Raw genomic sequence first — 22,156 nt, forward strand, 5'->3', positions numbered from 1 at the left:
GGGTGCTCGGCGAAGCGGCGCGTCATCTCCTGGATGAACCAGGCCTGGCGGCCCACCATCCAGACGTCCTGGTACAGGTCGCGCCCGTTGCGCCAGGCCTGGTTCATCCAGGAGATGACGCGCCGCTTCGCCGAGCACCCCGCGGTCGCCGGCTGGCTGATCTCGAACGAGATGCCCCTCTACGGCGGCGGCGGCGGGCTGATGAGCCCCGCCGAGCAGGTCGACCAGGGCGCCGTCCGGACCTGGGCGGAGCTGATGGTCGCCGCCGTGCGCGCCGCCGGCGGGCACCAGCCCGTCTCCCTGGGCGACGGCGCGTGGGGCGCCGAGGTCATGGGCCAGGACAACGGCTTCCGGCTGAGCTGGTCGGCGCCGCTGTCCGACTGGCTGGGCCCGCACTCGTACCACATGAGTGACGACCCGGTCCGGCAGAACCTCATCCCCGCCGTCAACGCCGAGCTGTGCGCGCCGTTCGGCAAGCCCGTGCTGCTGGAGGAGTTCGGCGTGACCACCGAGTTCTCGGCCGACGCGAACGCGGCCGACTACTACCGCCAGGTGCTCCACTCCACGCTCGCCGCGGGCGCCACCGGCTGGCTCGGCTGGAACAACACCGACTTCGACCTCGACGACCAGGCCCCCTACACGCACCGCCCCTTCGAGCTGCACTTCGGGCTGACCACGGTCGACGGCACTCCCAAGCCCGCGTTCGGCGAGCTCGCCTCCTTCGCCGCGACCGTGCGCGAGCACGGACTGGACCACTGCCGCCGCGCCGACTCCCGGACCGGCCTGGTCGTCAGCGCCTACCTCGACGGCGGCTACCCGTTCTGGGGGCCGGAGGAGGCGCCCGCGATGCGCGACGCGATCATCGAGGGGTACATCGCGGCGCGGCTCGCCGACCTCGCGCCGGCGATCGTCCGCGACGCCGCCGACCTCCCCGCGCTGCCGCTGCTGCTCGTGCCCTCGGCGAAGGCGATCACCACGCCCGGAGCCCGCGCGCTCGAGGCGGCGGCCCGCGCCGGCTCCACCGTGTGGGTCACCTTCTGCTCCGGGGACACCCTGAACCAGCGCGGCTGGTGGTGGCCGGGGGTCGACGCGACCTTCGGCGTCCGCCACGCGGCGCGCTACGGGCTCGCCGAGCCGGTCGCCGGAGACTCCGTCTCCTTCACGTTCGAGCGGGACTTCGGCTCGATCCGGGCCGGGGAGGAGCTCGTCCTCCCGGTCGGCGGCTCGAGCGTCGCCCGGGCCCGGCTCCCGATCACGGCCGACGACGACCGCGTCGTCGCCCGCGACGGCGAGGGCCGCCCGGCGATCGTCCTCCGGGAGGTCGGCGAGGGGAGGCTGGTGCTCTGCACCTATCCGCTCGAGCTGTTCGCGGCGCGCACCCCCTTCGTCGACCGCGGCGACCTCGTCCGCCTCTACGACGCGCTCGCCGAGATCGCCGACGCCCGCGGGGAGGCCGCCGTCTCCGCCCCCGACGTCTACGCCGACCTGCTCCTGCGCGAGGACGGCGTCCGGTTCGCCGTCGTCGTCAGCGAATCGGAGGAGGAGCGCGACGTGGTCGTGCGCGTCGGCGCCGACCGCCGGCCCCTCCTCCTCCGCCCCTTCGGCGCCGCGATCCTCCCCTTCGGACCGCTCCCCGCCTCCTGAGCACCGTCTCCGCACTCCCCGCACCGCCCTCGATGATGAGAAAGGCACCTCCCGCCATGACCCCCCACCAGCCGCGCCGCCGCCCCGCCCGCCGCGCGATCCTCGCCGTGATCGCCGTCACCGGCCTCGCCCTCGGCACCACCGCCTGCTCGACGAACGGCGGCACCGGCTCGAGTGCCGCCGACGCCGACAGCATCTCCACCCTCAGCCTCTACACGGCCGACAGCCCGAGCGGGCGGTGGCTCGCGTCGATGGCTGAGAAGTTCGAGGCCGAGTCCGGCATCGCGGTGACGAACGAGTTCGTCGTCCAGACCGACCTGCCGACCACCTACGGCAAGAGCGTCGTCGCCGGCACCGAGCAGGACCTGGTCATGACGAACCTGGTCGGCGACCCCACCACCTGGCTGCAGAACGGCGCCACGGTCGACGTCACCTCGTACATCGACGACTGGGGCCTCGGCGACGTCTTCTCGGACAGCGCCCTCGGCTCCTGGACGAACAAGGACGGCCAGGTGCAGGCCTTCCCGCTCGAGGGCTACAACTGGCCCATGTGGTACAACATGGACCTCTTCGAGAAGGCCGGGATCGACAGCCCGCCCACCACCTGGGACGAGCTGATCGCCGACTCGAAGGCCCTCCGCGCCAGCGGCGTCCAGCCGTTCGTGGTCGGTGCCGCCGACTACCCGGCACCCGCCGTCGTGACGCTGGTGGCCCTCTCGCTCCTCAGCGAGGAGGACGTGACCGCGCTCTACGAGAGCGGCGACTGGTCCGGAGAAGCGGGTCAGAAGATCGTGAACGGGCTCATCGAGCTGCGCGACGCGGGCGTCTTCGCCGACGACTCCGCCGGGCTGAAGTACCCCGACCAGACCGCGTCCTTCGGCGCGGGCCAGGCGGCGATGCTCTTCGACGGGAGCTGGGGCTACAGCAACGCGCAGAGCTCGTTCCCCGACGCCGACATCAGGCTCGGCGGGTTCCCGCTCGCCGACGGCAGCCCGATCTCGAAGCCCGTCAGCTTCGCCGGGCAGTCGACCGGTGTCTGGGTCAGCCCCAACGGCCAGAAGAAGATCGACGCCGTCCAGAAGTACATCTCCTTTCTCTACCACCCGGAGAACCTCGCGCAGTTCGTGGACATCGGCTTCGTCTCCCCGGCCCGCGACGGCTACCTGACCCTGGACGAGTCGGCCCTGCCGCCGCTCAACGTGGCCTCGCAGAAGGAGCTGCCCTCGACCACCACCGTCTACCAGCCGACCTACAACCTGCTCTCCCCGACCGTCACCTCCGCCTTCTTCCGCGCGAGCACGCAGGCCTTCGTGGCCGGCACCAGCGCCGAGCAGCTCACGCAGACCCTGGAGCAGGCGTGGCAGGCGCAGTAGCGGTCGCCGCCGTGCCGCGGGTGCGCAGCCCGCGGCGCGGCGGCCTCGGCCAGGTGCTCGAGGTCTCGCCGGCGCTGGCCTGGTACGGCGCGTTCATGGTGGTCCCGCTGGTCGCGATGATCGTGCTCAGCTTCTTCACCTGGAACAGCCTGGTCGCCACTCCGGTGTACAGCGGCTTCTCGAACTACGCCGGCCTCTTCCAGGACAGCATCCTGCGGGTCGCCGTGGTCAACACCGTCCTCTACGTCGGCGTCGGGCTCCTGCTGATCATCCCGCTCGGGTTCCTCCTCGGGTTCTTCCTCAGCCGCCGACCGCCGGGTCACGCGATCCTCTCCATCGTCTTCTTCACGCCGTGGATCGTCTCTGCGTCGGCCCGGGCGATGATGTTCACCGGCCTCTACCAGCCCCGAGGGGCGATCAACAGCGTCCTCTCCGCGGTCGGCCTGGGCGATCTCCAGCGGCTCTGGCTGGCCGATCCGTCCACCGCGCTCTGGGCCGTGATCGGCACGGAGGCGTGGGCCGGCATCGGCGCGACCGCCGTGATCTTCTCGGCCGCCCTCGGACGGATCCCCGACGAGGTCTACGAGGCGGCCCGCCTCGACGGGGCCGGCGTCGGTCGCGAGATCCTCTCGATCGCGCTGCCGATGTCGAAGGACTTCGTCGGCCTGATGACGATGCTGCAGTTCCTGTGGCTCTTCCTCGGCTCCGCGGGCACCGTGCTGCTCCTCACCAACGGCGGACCGGGCTCGAGCACGATGACCCTCGCCTTCTACCTCTACGACCAGGCCTTCGTCTCCGGCCGGATCGGCTACAGCCAGGCGATCGGCGTCGTGGGCCTGCTGGTCGGCCTCCTCGGGATGGGCATCATCCGCTTCGCCTTCCGCACCAAGGAGTGACCCCGTGCGCACCTCACGCCTCCGCAGCGCTCTCGGCTGGACCGCCGCCTACCTCCCGGTCCTCGTCTACGCCGCGCTCATCCTCGTCCCGCTCTACTACCTGCTGGTCAGCGCCTTCAAGACCACGAGCAGCATCGCGCTCGACCCGCTCGGGCTCCCCGGCGGCTTCTCGCTCGAGAAGTTCCTCGACGCGGACGCCGCCGTGCAGCTGTTCGCCGCCTCGGGGAACTCGCTCGCAGTGACGATCGGCGCGGTGCTGCTGACGATCCTCCTCGCCGCGCCGGCCGCCCACGGCATCGCCCGCCGCGCGACGCGGTTCTCGGCCGGAGCGCAGCTGGCGTTCGGGCTGGCGTTCCTCATCCCGCAGTTCGCCGTGCTCGTGCCGACGTACCTGCTGGCCGTCCGCACCGGGCTGATCGCCGTGCCGCTGGTGTTCCTGGTGCTGTTCTACGCCGCGATGAACGTGCCGCTCGCGGTGCTCCTGCTGATCCCCTTCTTCACCGCCGTCCCGAAGGAGATCGAGGAGTCGGCCGAGCTGGACGGAGCGGGGCTGGTGCAGCGGCTCCGGCACGTCCTGATGCCGATCGTCGCGCCGGGCCTCACGACGGTGGGGATCCTGTGCTTCCTGGCCGCGTGGAACGAGTACATCTTCGCCCAGGTGATCACCACGAACGCCTCCTACACGGTGCAGGTCGCTCTGCCGCTGCTGCGCAGCGAGGGCGCGTTCCAGGGGGCGGACGTCGACCTGGCACGCCTCGCGGCGGGCGTCCTGATCAGCGTGGTGCCGGTCTTCGTGCTCTACGCGATCCTCCGCGGCCGGCTGATCGACGCGTTCGCCGCGGGAGCGGTGAAGGGGTGACGCGCGCGGGACGGGCGAGGAGAATGCGGCGATGACGATGCGGGCGCGGATCCTGGCCGCGGTGCTGCGGCTGCCGGCCGCGACCGGGCGGGCGGAGGTCGCGCGCGGCGTCCGCCTCCCGATGCGCGACGGGGTCGAGCTGCTCGCGGACGTGTGGACGCCGGCGCCCGGCGGGGAGGCGTCGCGGGCCGCCGTGCTCGTGCGGACCCCGTACGACCGGCGCGGGCTCGACGCGATCGCCGAGCTCCTGGCGCGGAGGGGCCACCCGGTGGTGGTGCAGAACTGCCGCGGCACCTTCGGCTCGGGCGGCCGCTTCGTCCCCTTCCGCGACGAGGCGGCCGACGGCGCCGACACCCTCGGCATTCTGCGGGCGCGCAGCTGGGCGACGAGGCCCGTCGCCCTGATCGGCGCGAGCTACCTCGGGCACACCGCCCACGCCGTCGCCGCCGAGGCCGACGCCCTGGTGCTGGCGGTGACGGCCGCCGACTTCCGCTCCACGGTCATCCACCCCTCCGAGGTGTTCGCGCTCGAGACGGGGCTCATCTGGAGCGCCGGCCTGCTCACGCAGGAGCTGCCGCTGCTGCGCCGCACGCTCGCGCGCCTCGCGATCCGCCGGCGCATGCCGCGGGCGCTCCTGGCACGCACGGAGGACGCCGACCGCCTCCTCCTCGGTCACCACTACCCGCCGTACCAGGACTGGGTGGAGCACGACGCGCCCGGCGACCCGTGGTGGGAGCCCGTCGACCACCGGCCGGGTCTGGGCGCGCTCGCTCCCTCCGTGCTGATCGGGGGCTGGTACGACCCGTTCCTGCTCGGGCTGCTCGAGGACCACCGCGCGCTGGTGGCGGCCGACCGGCCGACGCGGCTCGTGATCGGGTCGTGGACGCACGGCTCGCCCGGCGTCCTCGCCGCGCTGCTCCGGGAGTCGATGCGCCTCCTCGGCCCGGAGGCGGCCCCGGCGTCGTCGCCGGTGACCGTGCACGACCGGGGCGCGAGGCGCTGGGCGGACCTCGCGAGCTGGCCGCCCGCCACCCGGCAGCGCGCCCTCGCCCTCGACGGCGGCGGCCGCCTGACCGCGCGGCCGACGGGGAGCACTCGAGTGCAGTGGCGCGTCGATCCGCTCGACCCTCCGCCTCCCGCCGGCGGCCGGACGCTCACCCCCGACTTCGCCGGCCGCCGCGGTCAGCGCACCCGCGAGCGGCGGGCCGACGTCGCCGTCTTCTCGACGCTCCCGCTCCGGCGAGCGGTCGTCCTCGCCGGAGCGCCCTCCGTGACCCTCCGCGTGCTCGCCGACGGTCCGGAGGAGTGGTCCGTGCGCCTCTGCGACGTCGACCGGCTCGGCGTCTCGCGCAACCTCTGCGACGGCTACCTGCGTCCGACCGGAGCCGGCGGGGAGCGGACGCTGAGCATCCCGCTGTCGCCCCTCGCGCACACGGTCCGGCGCGGCCACCGGCTTCGTCTTCAGATCACCGGTTCGGGTCATCCCGTCCATCCCGCGCTCGCCGCCGACAGCGGGAGCCGCACGGTGCTCTCCGGCCCCGGCGCGCGCAGCGAGCTGCTGCTCCCGGTCCTCGAGGGCGGCTGGGAGGCCGCGGACGCGGAAGCGCACCGCCTCCGGAGAGACGGTGCGCTTCTGCGACGGATCAGACCGCGACGAGCCAGGTGAGCTGCGAGTGCGGCTCGACGATCAGCGGGCCCAGCTCCCTGTTGAACTCGGCTCCGTAGTCGGCCGAGATGTGCGCCTGGAAGGCGTCCTCGTCGCGGTAGACCTCGTAGACGAAGAACCGGGCCGGATCGTCCTCCCGCCGGTAGGGCGTGAACTCGACATTGCCCGGCTCCCGGCGGACCAGGACGGCGAGGTCGGCGATCATGCCGGCGACCGTCTCCTCGTGACCGGGCTTCGCGGTGAACTCGGCGTAGAGGATGCGGGCGCTCATGCCGTCGCCGCCCCGGTCATGATCGCGACCGCGTCGGTCATCGAGTGCGACTGCGGGGTGATCGTCGCGGCCTTCTTGCCGAGGCGCTGGATGTGGATCCGGTCGGCCACGTCGAACACGTGCGGCATGTTGTGGCTGATCAGGATGACCGGGATGCCGCGGTCGCGCAGATTGCGCACGAGCTGCAGCACCTGGTTCGACTCGCGGACTCCGAGGGCGGCGGTCGGCTCGTCGAGGACGACGACCTTCGAGCCGAACGCGGCGGCGCGGGCGACGGCGACGGCCTGGCGCTGACCTCCGGAGAGGTTCTCGACCGGGACCGTGACGTCCTGGAGGGTCGAGATGCCCAGCTCGGTCAGCTCGGCGCGCGCCTCCTTGCGCATTCCGGCGGTGTCGAGCATCCGGAAGACGGAGCCGAGGATCCCCTTCTTGCGCTTCTCGCGGCCGAGGTAGAGGTTCGAGGCGACGTCGAGCGCCGGGGAGACGGCGAGGTTCTGGTAGACCGTCTCGATGCCGGCGCCGCGAGCGTCCTGTGGGCGCTTGAAGGTCACCGGCTGCCCGTCGAGGAGGATCTCGCCCTCGTCGGGGATCTCGGCGCCGGTGAGGCACTTGATCAGCGTCGACTTCCCAGCGCCGTTGTCGCCGATGATGGCGAGGACCTCGCCGGGGTAGAGCTCGAGGCTCACGCCGTCGAGCCCGACCACGCGGCCGAAGGTCTTGACGAGGCGCTTGGCCTGCAGGACGGGGGTGCGGGCGGCGGCGGGAGCGGTGCCCGCGGCGTCGATGAGGGTCACTTGCGAACCTTCCGGATCCACTGGTCGACCGAGACGGCGACGATGATGAGGACGCCGACAGCGAGCGTCTGGTAGAGGACGTCGAGCCCGGCGAGCGAGAGCCCGTTGCGGAAGACGCCGACGATGAGGGCGCCGAGGAGCGTGCCCCAGACCGTGCCGCGCCCGCCGAAGAGGCTGGTGCCGCCGATGACGACCGCGGTGATCGAGTCGAGGTTGAGGTCGGCTCCGGCGTTCGGGCTCGCCGCGTTGGTGCGGCCGATCTGGATCCACGCGCCGATGGCGAGGATCGCGCCGGCGGCGAGGTAGACGCTCATCAGGACGCGGTTCACGCTGATGCCGGCCAGGCGGGCGGCCTCCTTGTCGTCGCCCACCGCGTAGACGTGGCGGCCCCAGGCGGTCTTGCCGAGGATGAACGCGATCACGATGTAGACGAGGAGCATCAGCAGGACGCCGTAGCTGATGCGGACGCCGAGGATGTCGAAGGTGCCGCCGGTGGAGGGCAGCAGGGCCGGCATGTCGGTGCCGCGGACCGTCGAGCCGCTCGAGTAGAGGAGCGTGAGCGCGACGAAGATGTTGAGCGTGCCGAGGGTGACGATGAACGGGGGGAGCCGGAGCTTCGTCACGAGCAGGCCGTTGAAGGCGCCCGCCGCGAGGCCGACGACCAGGCCCAGGAGCAGGGCGACGACCGCCGGGAGGCCGTTCTCGGTCGCGGTCTGCGCGATGACCATCGAGGTGAGGACCATGACCGCGCCGACCGAGAGGTCGATGCCGGCGGTGAGGATGATCAGCGTCTGCGCGACGGCGAGGGTGCCGACCACCGCGACCTGCTGCGTGATGAGCGAGAGGTTCGACGGGTCGAGGAAGCGGTCGTTCAGGAGCCCGAAGACGATGACGGCCAGGACGAGGACGACCGCCGGGCTGACGGCCGGATAGCGGTGCAGGACTCCGCGGACGCGGTCCAGCGGCGTGCGGCGGTCGAGGAACTCGCTCGCGAGGTCGAGTGCGGAGGTCGGCGGATTCGGGTCGGTGGTCTTCTGAGCCACGATGGCCTTTCTGGAGTCGCTGGGAGCGGGAGGAGGAGGGCGGGGCGCCGGAGCGCCCCGCCCGCGGTGGGCTACTCGCCCCAGCAGATCCCGGCGGCGTCGTCGGAGGTGATGCTGTCGAGGCCGTCGACGGGGGTGTCGGTCACCAGCTGCGAGCCGGTGTCGAAGAAGTCGAGGCCCTCGCTGGTGCTGGGCTTGGTGCCGTCCTCAGCGAGCTGGGCGATCGCCTCGACGCCGAGCTGGGCCATCTTCACCGGGTACTGCTGCGCGGTGGCGCCGATGAGGCCCTCCTTGACGTTCTTCACTCCGGCGCAGCCGCCGTCGATCGAGACGAGCAGGACGTCCTTCTCCTTGCCCGCGGCCTGGAGGGCCTGGTAGGCGCCGTAGGCGGCGGGCTCGTTGATCGTGTAGACCACGTTCACGTCGGGGTTCTTGGACAGGAGCGTCTCCATGGCGGTGCGGCCGCCGTCCTCGGCGCCCTGGGTGGCCTCGTTGCCGACGATCTCGTAGTCGCCGCCGCTGTAGCTGCCGGTCTTCGCCTCGTCGCCGTTGGTCTGGTCGTCGGCGACGTCGATCCCCATGCCGGTGAGGAAGCCCTGGTCGCGGTTGTAGTCGACCGAGACGACCTTGTCGTCGAAGAGGTCGAGCATCGCGATGGTCGCCTTCTTCCCGTCGAGCTGCGCGGCGGTCCACTCGCCGATGGCCTCGCCGGCCTTGAAGTTGTCGGTGGCGAAGGTGATGTCGACGGCGTCGGCGGGGTCGGGCGCCGTGTCGAGGGCGATGACGAAGAGACCGGCGTCGCGCGCCTTCTGGATGGCGTCGACGACGGAGGGGCCGTTCGGGGTGATCAGGATGCCTTTGTCGCCCTTCGAGATCGCGTTCTCGATGGCCTGGATCTGGGTGTCCTCGTCGCCGTCCTCCTTGCCCGCGGCGAGCGTGAGGTTCACGCCGGCGGAGGTGGCCGCCTCCTTGGCGCCGTCCTCCATCGCGACGAAGAAGGGGTTCGTCGTCGTCTTGACGATGAGGGTGACGCCGACGCCGTCTCCGCTGCCGGCGGTGGAGCCGGCGTCGGACGAGCCGGGGCCGGAGCTGGAGCAGGCGGTCATGCCCAGGGCCGCGAGGATCGCGACGGAGCCGAGGCCGATGTACCGGGTGAGGCGAGGGGAACGGTTCGTCATTGAAAGTCCTGTTCATAAGGCGGGAGCAGCCTCCCGACAACGATGTCAGAGGTAGGTCTATCGGTTCGGTGACGCTAAGGTCAAGCGATCCTCCAGAAAGCGAGACCCGACCGTGACATCGTTGTCAGATCGAAGCGGCGCCGGTGCAGGCCGCCGTCCGACCATGAAGCACGTCGCCGCTCTGGCCGGAGTGGGCATCAAGACGGTCTCCCGGGTCATCAACGGCGAGCCGAACGTGTCGGCCGCCACGATCGAGCGGGTGCAGGCCGCCGCCTCGCAGCTGCAGTACCAGCCGGATCTGCACGCCGGGAACCTCCGCCGCTCCAACGGGCGCACCAACACGCTCGGACTGCTGGTGGGCAGCGTGGCGAACCCCTTCTCGGGTGCTCTCCACCGTGCCGTCGAGGATCTCGCGAACGAGCGCGGGGTCGCGGTCTTCGCCTCGAGCCTCGATGACGACCCGGCCCGTGAGCGCTCCTCGGTGAACGCCTTCGTCTCGCGGCGCGTCGACGGGCTCATCCTGACCACCGTCGCGCCCAGCCAGGCCTACCTGGGCGTCGAGGTCGACCGCGGCACGCCTGCGGTGTTCGTCGACCGCGTCCCCTCGGGGATCACGGCGGACGCGGTGATCACCGACAATGCCGCCGGCATCGCCCGCGCAGTGGGGCACCTCGCCTCCTTCGGGCATCGCCGCATCGCGTTCCTGGGCGACCGGCCCGAGATCTTCACCGCGCAGGAGCGGGAGCGCGGCTTCCTCGAGGAGATGAGCCGGCTCGGCCTGCCGGTGCCGCCCGCGTACGTGCGCCACGGCGCCCACGACGAGCACGCGGCGGAGGAGATGGCGACCGATCTGCTCGACCTCGAGGTGCCGCCGACCGCGATCGTCGGCGGGCAGAACCTGATCACGATCGGCGTGCTCGCCGCGCTCCGCCGTCGTGGCGCGCACGGAAGGGTCGCCCTGATCGGCTTCGACGACATCCCCCTGGCGGAGCTCCTCGAGCCCGCCGTCTCGGTGATCGCGCAGAACCCCGCGGTCATCGGGCGGACAGCCGCCGAGCGGGTGTTCCTCCGCCTCGACGGCGAGGACGAGCCGGCGCAGACGTTCGTGATCCCCACCGAGCTGATCGCCCGCGGCTCCGGCGAGGTGCGCTGCCCCGACTGAGAGGCGGCGGCACGGGATCTGATCTTTCTCGCAGACCGCTCTTGAATTGTCCGGAGGACAGTCCGTAGATTGCCCAGCAATTGACAACGTTGTCACTCGTGACACGCGCAACGAAGGGCGTTCTTCCGTGCTTTCTCCTCATCGCTCGCTCCCACGGCGCAGCGGCCTGGTGGCCGTCGCCGCCGCGCTCTGCCTCGTCGGCGGCGGGCTCTCCGTCCCCGCTGTCTCCGCCGCTCCGCTCGACGCGGCAGCGGAGACCTACCGACCGGCCGTCCACTACTCGCCGACGAAGAACTGGATGAACGACCCGAACGGGCTCGTCTACTACGAGGGCGTCTACCACCTCTACTACCAGTACAACCCGCAGGGCACGCGCTGGGGGAACATGAGCTGGGGCCACGCCACCAGCACCGACCTCACGCACTGGACCGAGCAGCCGCTCGCGATCCCGGGCGATGCGGAGTCGGACATCTTCTCCGGCTCGATCGTCGTGGACAAGGACAACACCTCCGGATTCGGCACCGCCGAGAACCCGCCCCTGGTGGCGATGTACACGGCCGCGTACAAGACGGGGGAGCAGGCGCAGGCGCTCGCGTACAGCACCGACGCCGGGCAGACGTGGACGAAGTACGAGGGCAACCCGGTCATCGACCGGGACCAGAACGACTTCCGCGACCCGCACGTGTTCTGGTACGACGGAGGCACTCCGGAATCCTCCTACTGGGTGGTCGTCACCGTGGAGGCCGACGACCACAAGGTCCTCCTCCACAAGTCGACCGACCTCAAGAACTGGACCGAGCTCAGCGAGTTCGGCCCGGCGAACGCGACCGGCGGCGTCTGGGAGTGCCCGGACCTGTTCCCGCTGGCGGTCGACGGCGACCCGTCGAACATCAAGTGGGTCATGGTCGTCAACCTCAACCCGGGGGCGGTGGGCGGCGGCTCCGGCGGCCAGTACTTCGTCGGCGACTTCGACGGCACCACCTTCACCTCCGAGTCGACCGTCGGCTCCGACACCCTCCCCGAGGGCACGACCGTCGCCGGGTTCGACGACGGCACCTACAACGGCTGGACCGTGGCCAACGAGCCCGGGAACTGGAAGAACGGGCCCTTCGCCTCCGCTCCCGCCACCGGGCCGATCGACGGCCAGCAGACCGTCACCGGCTTCGCCGGGACGGGACTCATCAACGGGTTCAACGACGGCGACTGGCCGATCGGCTCGATGGAGTCGCCCGACTTCACGGTGGACCAGGACCACCTGAACTTCCTCGTCGGCGGCGGGAACCACCCGCACGTCGACGGCACGCAGCTCGCCAACGACCCGCCCGCCGGGAGCGAGCTGCTCTTCGAGGGCTTCGAGTTCCCGGACCAGCAGGGCCTCGCGGACAACGGCTGGGCAGTGACCGGCGACCTCGCCGACGGCACCAATCCCTCGACCAGCGGCGGCGAGTTCTTCCTCGGCCAGAAGCGGATCAACACCTTCGACGGGGGACCGAAGGGCGACGACAACCTCGGCACCCTGACCTCGCCGGAGTTCACGATCGACAAGAGCCACCTGAGCATGCTCGTCGGCGGAGGCTTCCGCCCCGAGGGAGACGCCCAGACCCTCGAGGTGCAGCTCGTCGTCGACGGCGAGGTCGTGCAGACCACCGCCGGCACGAACGACGGCGCCCTGAACTGGAAGAGCTGGGACGTCTCGGCCTACCGGGGGAAGGCGGCGCGGATCGTCGTCGTGGACGACGCGACCGGCGGCTGGGGACACCTGACGGTCGACCACATCGTGCTCGCCGACACCCCGGCGCAGGTCCGCTCCAACGAGACGAGCGTGAACCTCGTCGTCGACGGGGAGATCGTCCGCACTGCGACCGGCAGCGACAGCGAGACGCTGGACTGGAAGAGCTGGAATGTCGCGGACCTCGCCGGCCGCACGGCGCACCTGCAGGTCGTCGACAACAACCGCGCCGGCTGGGGCCACATCCTCGCCGACCAGTTCATGCTCGCCGACGAGCCCGCGCAGAGCCGCCTCGTCGACTACGACTGGCTCGACTGGGGCCGCGACTACTACGCCGGAGTCACCTTCGACAACGCGCCCGACGACAAGCGGATCATGATCGCGTGGATGAACAACTGGCAGTACGGCGAGGCCGTCCCGACCGGGACCTGGCGGGGAGCGATGGCCCTCCCGCGCGAGCTCTCCCTCGAGACCGTCGACGGCGCCCCGAAGCTCGTGCAGAAGGTCGTCGATCAGACCGCGGCCCTCGAGCGCGGCGACGAGGCGTTCACGCTGGGCGCCACGGCCGTCGCCGATGGTGAGACCGCACTCCCGGCTGCCGCCGAGGGCAGCGTCTACAAGCTCGACGCCGTCTTCAGCGCCGGGGACGCGGACTCCTTCGGCCTCTCGGTCCGCAACTCCGCCGACGGCTCCCAGCGCACGCCGATCACCTACGACGTCGCGTCCGGTCAGCTGAGCGTCGACCGCACCCGCTCGGGCGACGTCGGCTTCGACGCCGACTTCCCGTCGGTCGAGACCGCCCCCGTGGCGCTCGACGACGGCGAGCTGCACCTCGAGCTCTACGTCGATCACGCCTCCGTCGAGACGTTCGCGCAGGGCGGCCGCGCGACGATCACCGATCAGGTCTTCCCCGACCCGAGCAGCACGGGAGTCTCGCTCCTCTCCTCCGGAGGGACGGCGCGCCTCGAGAGCCTGACGGTCACACCGCTCACTCCGTCGATGTTCACCGATCCGGCGGCGGTCGCCTCCCTGACCCCTGCGGGCGCGGCGCAGACCGTCGAGACCGGAGCGGCGATCACCGGCCTCGGAGTCACCGCAGCGAACGCGGCCGGCGAGCCGGTGGCGGGCGCGGACGTCGCGTACACGATCGAGGGTCCGGCCCGCTTCGCCGACGGAGGCACGACCGCCGCGGCGACGACCGGCGCCGACGGCTCCGCTCCGCTCCCCGCGGCCACGGCGGGCCCCGGCACGGGTGCCGTCTCGATCACCGCGGTCTCGGGAGGCGTCAGCCGACTCCTCCCCGCCGTCACCGTCGTCGCCCCGGCGACCCGGGTCGACGTCGACGTGACGATCACCGGCGTGAAGCGCGGCGGCTCGGTCGTGCTGACCGCCACCGCGACGAACGAGGGGAGCACGCCGGTCCGTCTCAGCATCCCGACGGCCTTCGGTGAGCTGAAGGTCACCTCGCTGGCGGCGGGCCGCACGAAGACCGTCTCGGTGGACACGCACCTCTCCCGGGTGCCGTCGGGCTCGTTCCGCGTGACGGCGACCGCACCGGACGGGACCCGGGAGACCTTCCGGGTGGCGTACCGCGGCACCGGCAAGTAGCGGCGAGTAGCGGCGAGGAGAGGGGCGGAGGCTCGGGGCTGGACCCCGGGCCGCCGCCCCTCTCCTGCGCCCGCTGCCGGATCGCGCGTCCGCGCACCACGCCCGGTCTCCCGCCGCGAGGGCGGGCATCGATGCGTCACGAACGGTCCTCACGCGCGCCCGGAAGCGACCGTTCGTGACGCCTCGATCGCGGGCCGCGGAACGTGTGCGGGGAACGCCGGACGGAGAGGGGCCGTCAGGCGAGCGGCTCGCGGTCGCGCGTCAGCGGGGCCGCCCGCAGCGCCCGCATGTAGATCCCGTACCGCCGCAGCTGGCCGGCCGCCGCCGCGGCGCGTCCGGGGCGCAGGCCGGACAGCCGGTACACGAGCATCCGCGACGCCATCCCCGCGAGCACGACCGCCCGCCAGACCTGCTGCTGCAGGTCCGAGCGCGCCATCCGCCAGCCGTAGAGGTCGAAGAGGTTGACGATCCAGGCGGTGCCGACGCGGCCGTCGACGTCGCTCGAGGAGCCGCCCATCGCGTGCAGGGCGTGCAGGCGCGGATCGAGGACCACGCGCAGGCCCTCGGCGCGCAGGCGGAGGCAGATCTCGACGTCCTCGGCGTACATGAACCAGCGGTCGGTGAGTCCGCCGACGCGGTCCCAGACGGCCAGCGGGATCATCAGGCAGCCGCCGCTCACCCAGTCGACGTCGCGCGGGCGGCCGTGCAGGTCGGCGGCGAACAGGTAGTGGCCCTCGAAGGAGGGGAAGCGCCGGCCGAGGCGCGAGAGGCCGGTCTGGTGCAGGAGCATCCGGCGGACCGTGGGGGCGTGGCCGGCGGCGACGATCACGACGTCCTCGCCCTCGTTCTCGAGGAGGGGGGAGACGGCGCCGATCGTCGGATCGCTGTCGAGGAGTGACGCGAGCGAGCCGACGACCTCCGCCGAGATCTGCGCGTCGGGGTTCAGCAGCAGCAGGTGCCGGCCGGTGGCGTGAGCGGCGCCGAGGTTGACGGCCCGCGAGAATCCGGCGTTCTCGGTGTTCTCGACGACATGGACGTCCGGGTACTCGGCGCGCAGCACGGCGACCGTCTCGTCGCGCGAGAGGTTGTCGACCACCAGGATCTCGATGCTCTCGTCGCGGCCGGCGAGCGCATCGAGGCAGGAGCGGATGACGCCGATGCTGTTGTAGGTGACGATCACGATCGACACGGACGGCCCGCTCACGGCAGCACCGCCACCATCGCGGCGCGCAGCCGGGCGACCACGGCGTCCCAGCTGTAGTACTCGAGCACCGGAGCCGGATCGAGCGATTCGGGCGGGTCGGCGACGAGCTCGCGGATCGACGCCGCGATCGCCGGCACGTCGCGCGGATCGACCAGGCGGGCGTGCTCGCCGAGGATCTCGCGGAACACGGGGATGTCGCTGGCGAGGATCGGCGTGCGGCAGGCCAGGGCCTCGAGGGTCGGCAGGCCGAAGCCCTCATCGAGGGTGAGGAAGAGGAACAGTGCGGCGTTCTCGTAGAGCCAGCGCAGCTCCTCGGTCTCGATCCGCCCGAGCAGGCGCACCGAGCCGTCGTCGAGCGCGGCGCGCACAGCCGGAGGGAACTCGGTGCGGACGCCCGAGGCCTCGCCGACGACGAGGAGCGGGAAGGAGGGGGAGAGCACTCCCGAGGCGAGAGCGGCCTCGATCGTGGTCGCGAGGTTCTTGCGCGCGTTGAGGCGGCCGACGGCGAGGAGGAAGCCGTCGAGGCCGTCGACGCCGTCGGGCGCCACGGGGTCCGCGGCGGCGAACGCCCGGTTGAGGCCGAGGCCGACGGGCACGGCGCTCGTCGCGGCCGAGGTGCGGACGATGCGGCGCGACTCCGCGACGCTGCTCGCGATCACCACGTCGGCGCGGCGGACGCTGAGCGGCATGAGCGAGAAGTAGGCGCGCTCCTTCCGCGTGAACCACTCCGGATTCGTGAGGAAGAGGAAGTCCTGGATGAACACCGCGGACCGCCCCAGAAGGGGGGTGAAGTTGTGCGCCAGGGTGATGTCCGGGCGGAGCCGGAGAGAGAGCAGAGCGAGTTCGAGAACAGCACTGATCCCCTGCGGCCGGAGTCTTGTCGGCACTACTCGGGCGAGTCCCGCTAACTCCCGTCTCGCCGTCTCCACCCCCGTCAGGGGGACGGCAATGACAAGGGAATCCTCAGGAAAGAGTCGCGCCCAGGAGAAGGTGATCTCTCGCATGACCTCACGGTTGGAGATCGGGCCGCGAATCCACCAATTACCATCGAGCAGGACCCGTAGGGATCCTCGGTGCGAACCTGTGCCGGGCATTCGACCCCTGTCTGGGAATGGGTTCTCATGGATGTCCCGACTGTAGCGAACGGACTCCTGCACCGGACGCCCACGAGTACCGGCCCGAGGGTCGCCGCACCGAGGAGAGGGCCCCATGAGAGCTCGACGCCGCACTGCACTCGTCCGCTGGGCCGTCGCCGCGCTGGGGGCTGTCGTGGTGCTCAACGCGGTCGTCGTCGCCCAGACGCAGGTGGGCTCGGACGCGACCGCCGACTTCCTGAGCTCGGTCACGGCGCTGACCAACATCCTCTCGGTGGTCGCCTTCGCGATCGCGGGCCGGAGCGCCTGGCGATCCGCGCGATCCGGGGGCAGGAGGAGTGCTGCGGCGCACGGGGAGTCGCGGGCGATCACGGCGATGCGCACCCTCAACACCGCCACGCTGCTGAGCATGTCGGGCCTGTTCCTGGTGATCTACGGGCCCGCCGCGCTCGGCGATCCGGCTCAGCTGAACCCGAGCACGGTGGTCCTGCACGTGCTCGTGCCGGCGCTCGCGCTGGTCGACCTGCTCGCCGTCCCGGGCGCCCGCCCGGTCGACCTCCGGCTGGTCTGGGCGGTGATGGTGTTCCCCGTCCTGTGGTTCGCCTACACCTTCGCCCGGGGCGCTCTCACGTCGCGCTACGTGTACGAGTTCCTCGACCCGGAGCTCTCCGGCGGGGAGCGGATCATCGTCGGGATGACCGTCCTGATCCTCTCGATCTTCTTCCTGATGGGTGTCGCGATCCTGTCCCTCCAGCGGTGGCGGACGGCGGTCCGCGGGCCGCTAGTATGAGCGCGAATACCCGCCTTCGGGGGTGTGACATCACCGTCGAATGAATGCTGTGCACCGTCGCATACGCCTGGTATTGCGACAGTGGAATTTCGTCGGGCGATCGCCTTTCAGTCGGGGCGTCGCACAACATAGGGAGCACCGGGACATGGGCAGGTCGGTCGCCATTATCGGCACGCGGGGCTATCCCAGTTACTACGGGGGATTCGAGACAGCCGTCCGACGTCTCGCGCCGTTCCTGGCGGAGCAGGGATGGGAGGTCACGGTCTACGGAAGGCCGGGCACCACGGCCCTGCAGGACCCGGACCGCGACGAGCGGGTGATCACCCGGCAGACACGGGGAGTCGAGAGCAAGTCGCTCAGCACCCTCTCCTACGGGCTCACGGCCGCTCTCGACGCGGCGAAGCGCAAGCCCGACGTCGCCCTGGTGCTCAACTGCGCCAACGGCTTCTGGCTGCCGATCCTCAAGCAGCGCGGCATCCCCACCGTCGTCAACGTCGACGGCATCGAGTGGGACCGCGCCAAGTGGGGCCGCTTCGCGAAGTTCGTCTTCCACCAGGGCGCCGTCTGGACCGCCCGCCACGGCGACCGCATGGTCTACGACGCCGCAGCGATCGAGACGCGCTGGAAGCGGGAGTTCGGCCGCGACGGCGACGTCATCCCCTACGGCGGCGACGTCCCGCCGGAGCACCCGGTCGAGCCGGGGCTCACCCACCGCGGCTACGCGCTGATCGTGGCGCGCTTCGTGCCCGAGAACACGGTGCCGGAGTTCGTCGAGGCGGCCGAGCGGATCGCGCGGACCCACGATGTGGTCATCGTCGGCTCCTCCGGCTACGGCGGCCCGATCGACCAGGCGGTCAGCGCCCTGGCGCAGCAGAACGCGCGGGTGCACTGGTTCGGCCACGTCAGCGACGACGCCCGGCTCCACTCGCTCTGGCAGCACGCCGGCGCCTACTTCCACGGCCACAGCGTCGGCGGCACCAACCCGGCGCTGGTGCAGGCCATGGCCTGCGGCGCCCCCGTCGTCGCCCGCGACACCGTCTTCAACCGCGAGGTGCTCCAGGAGGCGGGGCGCTTCGTCGCTCCCACCCCGGACGCGATCGCCGAGGGCGTGCTCCACGTGCTGAACGACCCGATCGAGCAGGAGCGGCTCTCCTACCGAGGGCACCTGCGGGCCGTCCACTCCTACTCCTGGGCCGAGGTGAACGCCGGCTACGAGCGCTCTCTGCTCAGCGTCATCGCCGAGCGCGCCTCCGCGGGAGCGAGCAGGAGCCGGGCGTGAGGGCCCCGCGCGACCTCGGCTACGACGACCTCCTCATCAGCTACCACGTCGGTCCCCTGACGGCCGTGACGCCGGAGCGCGTGCGCACCGCGGTGCGCGACGTGCTGCTCTCGCCCCGCGGCGCCGTGCTCCTGCGGCGCCGCACCCGGCTCCGCGGGTGGCGCCGGATCGACGCGGCGGCCGCCCTGGACGCCGCCGAGCGCGCCGTGCGGATCGTCGCCGGCCCGCTCGAGCGCGAGGACCTGGCGCACCGCCTGCTGGCCCCGCAGTTCGCGGCGGGCGAGCTGCCGGTCCGGATCCTGTTCGACGGCGCGACGCTCGGCTTCACCCTCCCGCACGCCCTCTTCGACGGCACCGGAGCGACCGCGGTCGTGGCGCTCGTGATCGAGAAGCTGGGCGCCCCGGGAGCCGATGACACCGCTGGGAAGCCGCTCGCCGCCGCTCCGCTGCGCGAGATCGTGGAGCGCTTCGAGCTGACGGGCCTCGCCGGAGCGAGGAGGGCCCGCGACACCTTCCGCACCCTGACCGCCGCGACCGGCACCGGCTACCAGCTCGACACGACCCTCTCGAAGGAGGAGTCGGACCGTCGCGCCCGCCTGGTGACCGCCGTCCTGGGCCCGGAGACGCTGCGCGCGATCGCCGCGACTCCGGAGCAGGCGCGTGAGGGCCGGCGCCCCGCCCGTCCGCCCGTGTCGCTCAAGACCGCGAGCCTCGTGCTCCGCTGCCTGCAGGACTGCGCCGCGGACGGCCTCGACTTCCGCGTCGTCGTCCCCGTCGACGGCCGCCGCTGGGTCGCGAAGGGCACCGACGTCAGCGGCAACCTCTCTCCCTCCCTCCCGCTCGGCCGCCTCCGCGCCGACGACTGGTCCGCGACCTCGCTCCTCGAGCGGCTGTCCGCGGCCACCAGGTCCGGCCTCCCCGCGACCTGGCTGCTGGCGAGCGCGCTGCTCAGCGTCAAGAACCTCATGCAGCACCCGCTGGCGGCCCTGCGCCCGCCGACCGGGACGCCGCGCGTGCCGTGGGAGATCCACGTCTCGCTGCCCTCGACCGAGGTGCCCGTCGCACAGGAGCTGCTGCCGCGGATCGAGCCGGACACCATGATCGGCGGGATGCCCGCCCACCTGCGCTTCCCGCTCGGCGTCTGGGTCGAGGTCGCGCCGATGCGCGACAGCATGCACCTGACCGTCCACGACGAGACCGGCACCTTTGCTCTCGACGGCTTCGAGGAGCGGCTGCTCGCCGCCGTCGGTGCCCGGGCCGCGGAGGCCTCGTGAGCGGGCTGCTGCGCCTCCTGAACTCCCCGATCACCATGCTCGCGAGCCGCCTCTCGGTGGCGGCGCTCGGCCTGGTGAGCGCCCCGCTGATCGCGCAGGCCCTCGGCCCGAGCGGACGCGGCGAGACGGCCGCGGCCCTCGCCTCGATGTACCTGATCCCGATCGTGCTCGCGCTCGGCATGCCCCTCGAGATCCGTCGGCGCGTTCTCGCCGCGGCGGGCGACCTGGGCGCGGTGCGCACGGCCAGGCGGCTCGCGCTGCTGACCGCGATCCCGGCGGCGCTGATCGCCTGGCTGCTCACCTCCACTCTCCTCTCGGCGCTCGACGAGGCGGCCACGATCGCGGTGTTCGTCGCGATCACCGGCACCCCGCTCATGGTCTGCTGGATGATCGACATCGGCGTCGTCGGGGCGCAGCGCCGCTTCGGAGCGGTCGCGCTGCTCCAGGCCACGCAGCCGCTGGTCTACGTCGGCGGGATCGTGGTGCTGTTCCTCCTCGACTCGATCACCGTCTCGGGCGTGATCTGGTCGAACTTCGCCGGCTCCGTGATGACCGCGCTGATCGGCTCGCTCCTCGACCGCCCCCGCGGAGCCGCTCCGGCGCCCTGGCGGCCGCTCGTCCGCGGCTCCGTCACCTTCTACGGCGCGCAGGCCTCGGACGCCGCGTACCAGCGCCTCGACCAGGTGATCATGCTGCCGCTGATCGGCTCGCACCAGGCCGGCCTCTACTCGGTCGCCGTGACGATCGGCACGCTGCCCGTGTTCCTCGCGCACGCGGTCGCCGCTCCGGTCTTCTCGGACATCAGCCGAACGGAGGGCGGCGCCCGCGTCACCGCGACCGGCGACGCGCTGCGCTCGGCCTTCGCGGTCGGCCTGGCCTCGGCCGTGTTCCTCGCCGTCGTCACCCCCTGGGGCGTGCCGTTCCTCTTCGGCGACGAGTTCGCGGAGGCGATGCCCGCGGTCTTCTTCGCGGTCCTCGGCTCCGTCTTCGTGGTCGTCACCGTCAGCGCCGGCGAGGTGCTCTCGGCGCGCAACCGCGGCATCAGCCTCACCGTCGCGCAGGGCGCCGGGCTGATCACCTGCCTCGTGCTCCTGTTCGCCTTCGGCCCGGCGAACGGCGCGATCGCCGCCGCCATCGCCAACGCGAGCGGGATCCTGATGGCGCTGGTGGTGATGGTGCTCGCGATCCGGCCCCCGGCGCGGACCATCGTCCCGCGGCCCTCCGACGTGCCGCTGGTCGTCCGGCGCCTCACGATGCGGGGCGGCGCGGCATGACCCGCACCGCGGCGCCGCTGCCCCGGGCCGGCTCCCGTACTGTCGCCCGCGGACCGGTGCGCACCCGCCGCACACTCCGCGCCCTCCTCGGCCGTGACGGGCTCGGCCTGCCGTGGCTGGGAGTCCTGCTGCTGGTCTTCGCCCTCCCCGCGAACGGAGTCGCCTCCGCGTTCCTCCCGGGCGCCTCGGCGACCGCGTTCGGCGCGATCAAGGACGCCACGATCCTCGGGCTCTTCCTGCTCGTGCTGGTCAGCGGGCGGATCAAGCGGGTGCCGGTGCCGATCGTCGTGCTGGTGCTGATGATCGTCGGCCTCGGCGCCGTCTCGGCCGTGTGGACCGAGAACCCGATCCAGGCCGCGTACGGCTGGCGCAACGACTTCCTGCCGTTCCTCGCGCTCATCGTGGTGCCCGCGGTGCTCGAGAAGCGCCACCTCGGGATCCTCGCGACCGCGTTCGTCGTCGCGCTGCAGCTCTCGTCGATCACGACGATCCTCACCTGGAACCAGGGCCTCGACTGGCTGTTCACCCTCGGGGTGTTCCCGCTGGCTCCCGGGACGCCGTTCCCCTCCTCCCTCTTCGTCGCCGGGAGCATCGTGCCCCGCGGCTTCAGCCCCTACAGCGCCCCGAACGAGAGCGCCGTCGCCGTCACGATCGCGCTCGCCGTGCTGTGGACCCGCCCCCGCTGGCCGCTGTGGCTGAAGGGCGCTCTGACGCTCCTGCCGCTGGTGGCCGTCTACCTGACGCAGTCCCGGAGCGGCTACATCGGCCTGGCGATGCTCGCGGTGACCCTGGTGGCCTGGGCGCTGTTCCGCGCGAAGCCGATGCTGGTGTGGGCGATGCTCACCGTGACCACGGCCGCGGCCGTCGGCGGAGTCACGCTCTACCTCTACATCGACAAGGTGATCTCGCACGTCGCCGACCCGTCGCTGATCGGCCACAGCGACAGCCTGCTCGAGAACATCCCGCTGCTCGTCGCGCACCCGTTCGGCTTCGGCCTCGGCAAGGTCGGCCCGCGCGC

18 protein-coding genes are annotated in these 22,156 nt (G+C 71.9%); 12 read left to right on the top strand and 6 right to left on the bottom strand.

The window, feature by feature from the left end; genetic code table 11:
* Window positions 1-114 precede the first annotated feature (114 nt).
* The 5 genes from C5C27_RS10220 to C5C27_RS10240 are packed head-to-tail and all read left to right on the top strand — an operon-like array spanning window position 115 to window position 6,438.
* Window positions 115-1,644, top strand: coding sequence for a cellulase family glycosylhydrolase (locus C5C27_RS10220; RefSeq protein WP_104314310.1), 1,530 nt, complete (start codon window positions 115-117; stop codon window positions 1,642-1,644).
* A gap of 56 nt (window positions 1,645-1,700) precedes the next feature.
* On the top strand, window positions 1,701-3,017 hold the full coding sequence (locus C5C27_RS10225; RefSeq protein WP_104314311.1) for an ABC transporter substrate-binding protein: 1,317 nt from the start codon (window positions 1,701-1,703) through the stop codon (window positions 3,015-3,017).
* Complete coding sequence (locus C5C27_RS10230; RefSeq protein WP_146079653.1) at window positions 3,002-3,913, top strand: carbohydrate ABC transporter permease; 912 nt, start codon at window positions 3,002-3,004, stop codon at window positions 3,911-3,913. Before C5C27_RS10225 ends, C5C27_RS10230 begins: the two co-directional genes overlap by 16 nt.
* Window positions 3,914-3,917: 4 nt before the next feature.
* Window positions 3,918-4,772: a carbohydrate ABC transporter permease gene (locus tag C5C27_RS10235; protein ID WP_104238954.1), complete on the top strand. Its 855-nt coding sequence runs from the start codon at window positions 3,918-3,920 to the stop codon at window positions 4,770-4,772.
* 31 nt (window positions 4,773-4,803) lie between these two features.
* Complete coding sequence (locus tag C5C27_RS10240; RefSeq protein WP_104314313.1) at window positions 4,804-6,438, top strand: CocE/NonD family hydrolase; 1,635 nt, start codon at window positions 4,804-4,806, stop codon at window positions 6,436-6,438.
* Here C5C27_RS10240 and C5C27_RS10245 read toward each other — a convergent pair.
* From C5C27_RS10245 to C5C27_RS10260, 4 genes are all read right to left on the bottom strand, one after another.
* The gene (locus C5C27_RS10245; protein WP_104250283.1) at window positions 6,416-6,709 is read right to left on the bottom strand and encodes a putative quinol monooxygenase; all 294 of its coding nucleotides are present in this window, start codon (window positions 6,707-6,709) and stop codon (window positions 6,416-6,418) included. The two genes, C5C27_RS10240 and C5C27_RS10245, sit on opposite strands and share 23 nt — an antisense overlap.
* On the bottom strand, window positions 6,706-7,503 hold the full coding sequence (locus C5C27_RS10250; RefSeq protein ID WP_104238957.1) for an ATP-binding cassette domain-containing protein: 798 nt from the start codon (window positions 7,501-7,503) through the stop codon (window positions 6,706-6,708). Before C5C27_RS10250 ends, C5C27_RS10245 begins: the two co-directional genes overlap by 4 nt.
* On the bottom strand, window positions 7,500-8,546 hold the full coding sequence (locus C5C27_RS10255) for an ABC transporter permease (RefSeq protein WP_104238958.1): 1,047 nt from the start codon (window positions 8,544-8,546) through the stop codon (window positions 7,500-7,502). Before C5C27_RS10255 ends, C5C27_RS10250 begins: the two co-directional genes overlap by 4 nt.
* 71 nt (window positions 8,547-8,617) lie before the next feature.
* Entirely contained in the window at window positions 8,618-9,724 is a 1,107-nt protein-coding gene (locus tag C5C27_RS10260; protein ID WP_104238959.1) for a substrate-binding domain-containing protein, read from the bottom strand.
* Between the two features lie 112 nt (window positions 9,725-9,836).
* Between C5C27_RS10260 and C5C27_RS10265 the strand changes: the two genes are divergently transcribed.
* Both C5C27_RS10265 and C5C27_RS10270 read left to right on the top strand, forming a co-directional pair.
* Window positions 9,837-10,886, top strand: coding sequence for a LacI family DNA-binding transcriptional regulator (locus C5C27_RS10265; protein ID WP_258066608.1), 1,050 nt, complete (start codon window positions 9,837-9,839; stop codon window positions 10,884-10,886).
* A gap of 298 nt (window positions 10,887-11,184) precedes the next feature.
* Window positions 11,185-14,223: a GH32 C-terminal domain-containing protein gene (locus C5C27_RS10270; protein WP_104314321.1), complete on the top strand. Its 3,039-nt coding sequence runs from the start codon at window positions 11,185-11,187 to the stop codon at window positions 14,221-14,223.
* A gap of 235 nt (window positions 14,224-14,458) precedes the next feature.
* Here C5C27_RS10270 and C5C27_RS10275 read toward each other — a convergent pair whose 3' ends face one another.
* Window positions 14,459-15,412, bottom strand: a complete 954-nt coding sequence (locus C5C27_RS10275) for a glycosyltransferase family 2 protein (RefSeq protein ID WP_219813159.1) — start codon at window positions 15,410-15,412, stop codon at window positions 14,459-14,461.
* Window positions 15,413-15,423: 11 nt separating this feature from the next.
* On the bottom strand, window positions 15,424-16,191 hold the full coding sequence (locus C5C27_RS18040; protein WP_181133499.1) for a glycosyltransferase family 1 protein: 768 nt from the start codon (window positions 16,189-16,191) through the stop codon (window positions 15,424-15,426).
* A 445-nt stretch (window positions 16,192-16,636) separates the two neighbouring features.
* Between C5C27_RS18040 and C5C27_RS17720 the strand changes: the two genes are divergently transcribed.
* The 5 genes from C5C27_RS17720 to C5C27_RS10305 form a co-directional block, all read left to right on the top strand.
* On the top strand, window positions 16,637-17,311 hold the full coding sequence (locus C5C27_RS17720) for a Pr6Pr family membrane protein (RefSeq protein ID WP_146079655.1): 675 nt from the start codon (window positions 16,637-16,639) through the stop codon (window positions 17,309-17,311).
* Between the two features lie 145 nt (window positions 17,312-17,456).
* Window positions 17,457-18,590, top strand: coding sequence for a glycosyltransferase (locus C5C27_RS10290; RefSeq protein ID WP_104314318.1), 1,134 nt, complete (start codon window positions 17,457-17,459; stop codon window positions 18,588-18,590).
* On the top strand, window positions 18,587-19,864 hold the full coding sequence (locus tag C5C27_RS10295) for a hypothetical protein (RefSeq protein WP_104314319.1): 1,278 nt from the start codon (window positions 18,587-18,589) through the stop codon (window positions 19,862-19,864). The genes C5C27_RS10290 and C5C27_RS10295 overlap by 4 nt, the downstream gene beginning before the upstream one ends.
* Window positions 19,861-21,138, top strand: a complete 1,278-nt coding sequence (locus tag C5C27_RS10300; RefSeq protein ID WP_104314320.1) for a lipopolysaccharide biosynthesis protein — start codon at window positions 19,861-19,863, stop codon at window positions 21,136-21,138. The genes C5C27_RS10295 and C5C27_RS10300 overlap by 4 nt, the downstream gene beginning before the upstream one ends.
* On the top strand, window positions 21,135-22,156 hold a 1,022-nt coding region (locus tag C5C27_RS10305; RefSeq protein WP_146079656.1), incomplete at its 3' end, for an O-antigen ligase family protein. The genes C5C27_RS10300 and C5C27_RS10305, both read left to right, overlap by 4 nt.

The sequence above is a fragment of the Rathayibacter sp. AY2B7 genome (assembly GCF_002931635.1).
In the GTDB taxonomy this organism is placed as follows: domain Bacteria; phylum Actinomycetota; class Actinomycetes; order Actinomycetales; family Microbacteriaceae; genus Rathayibacter.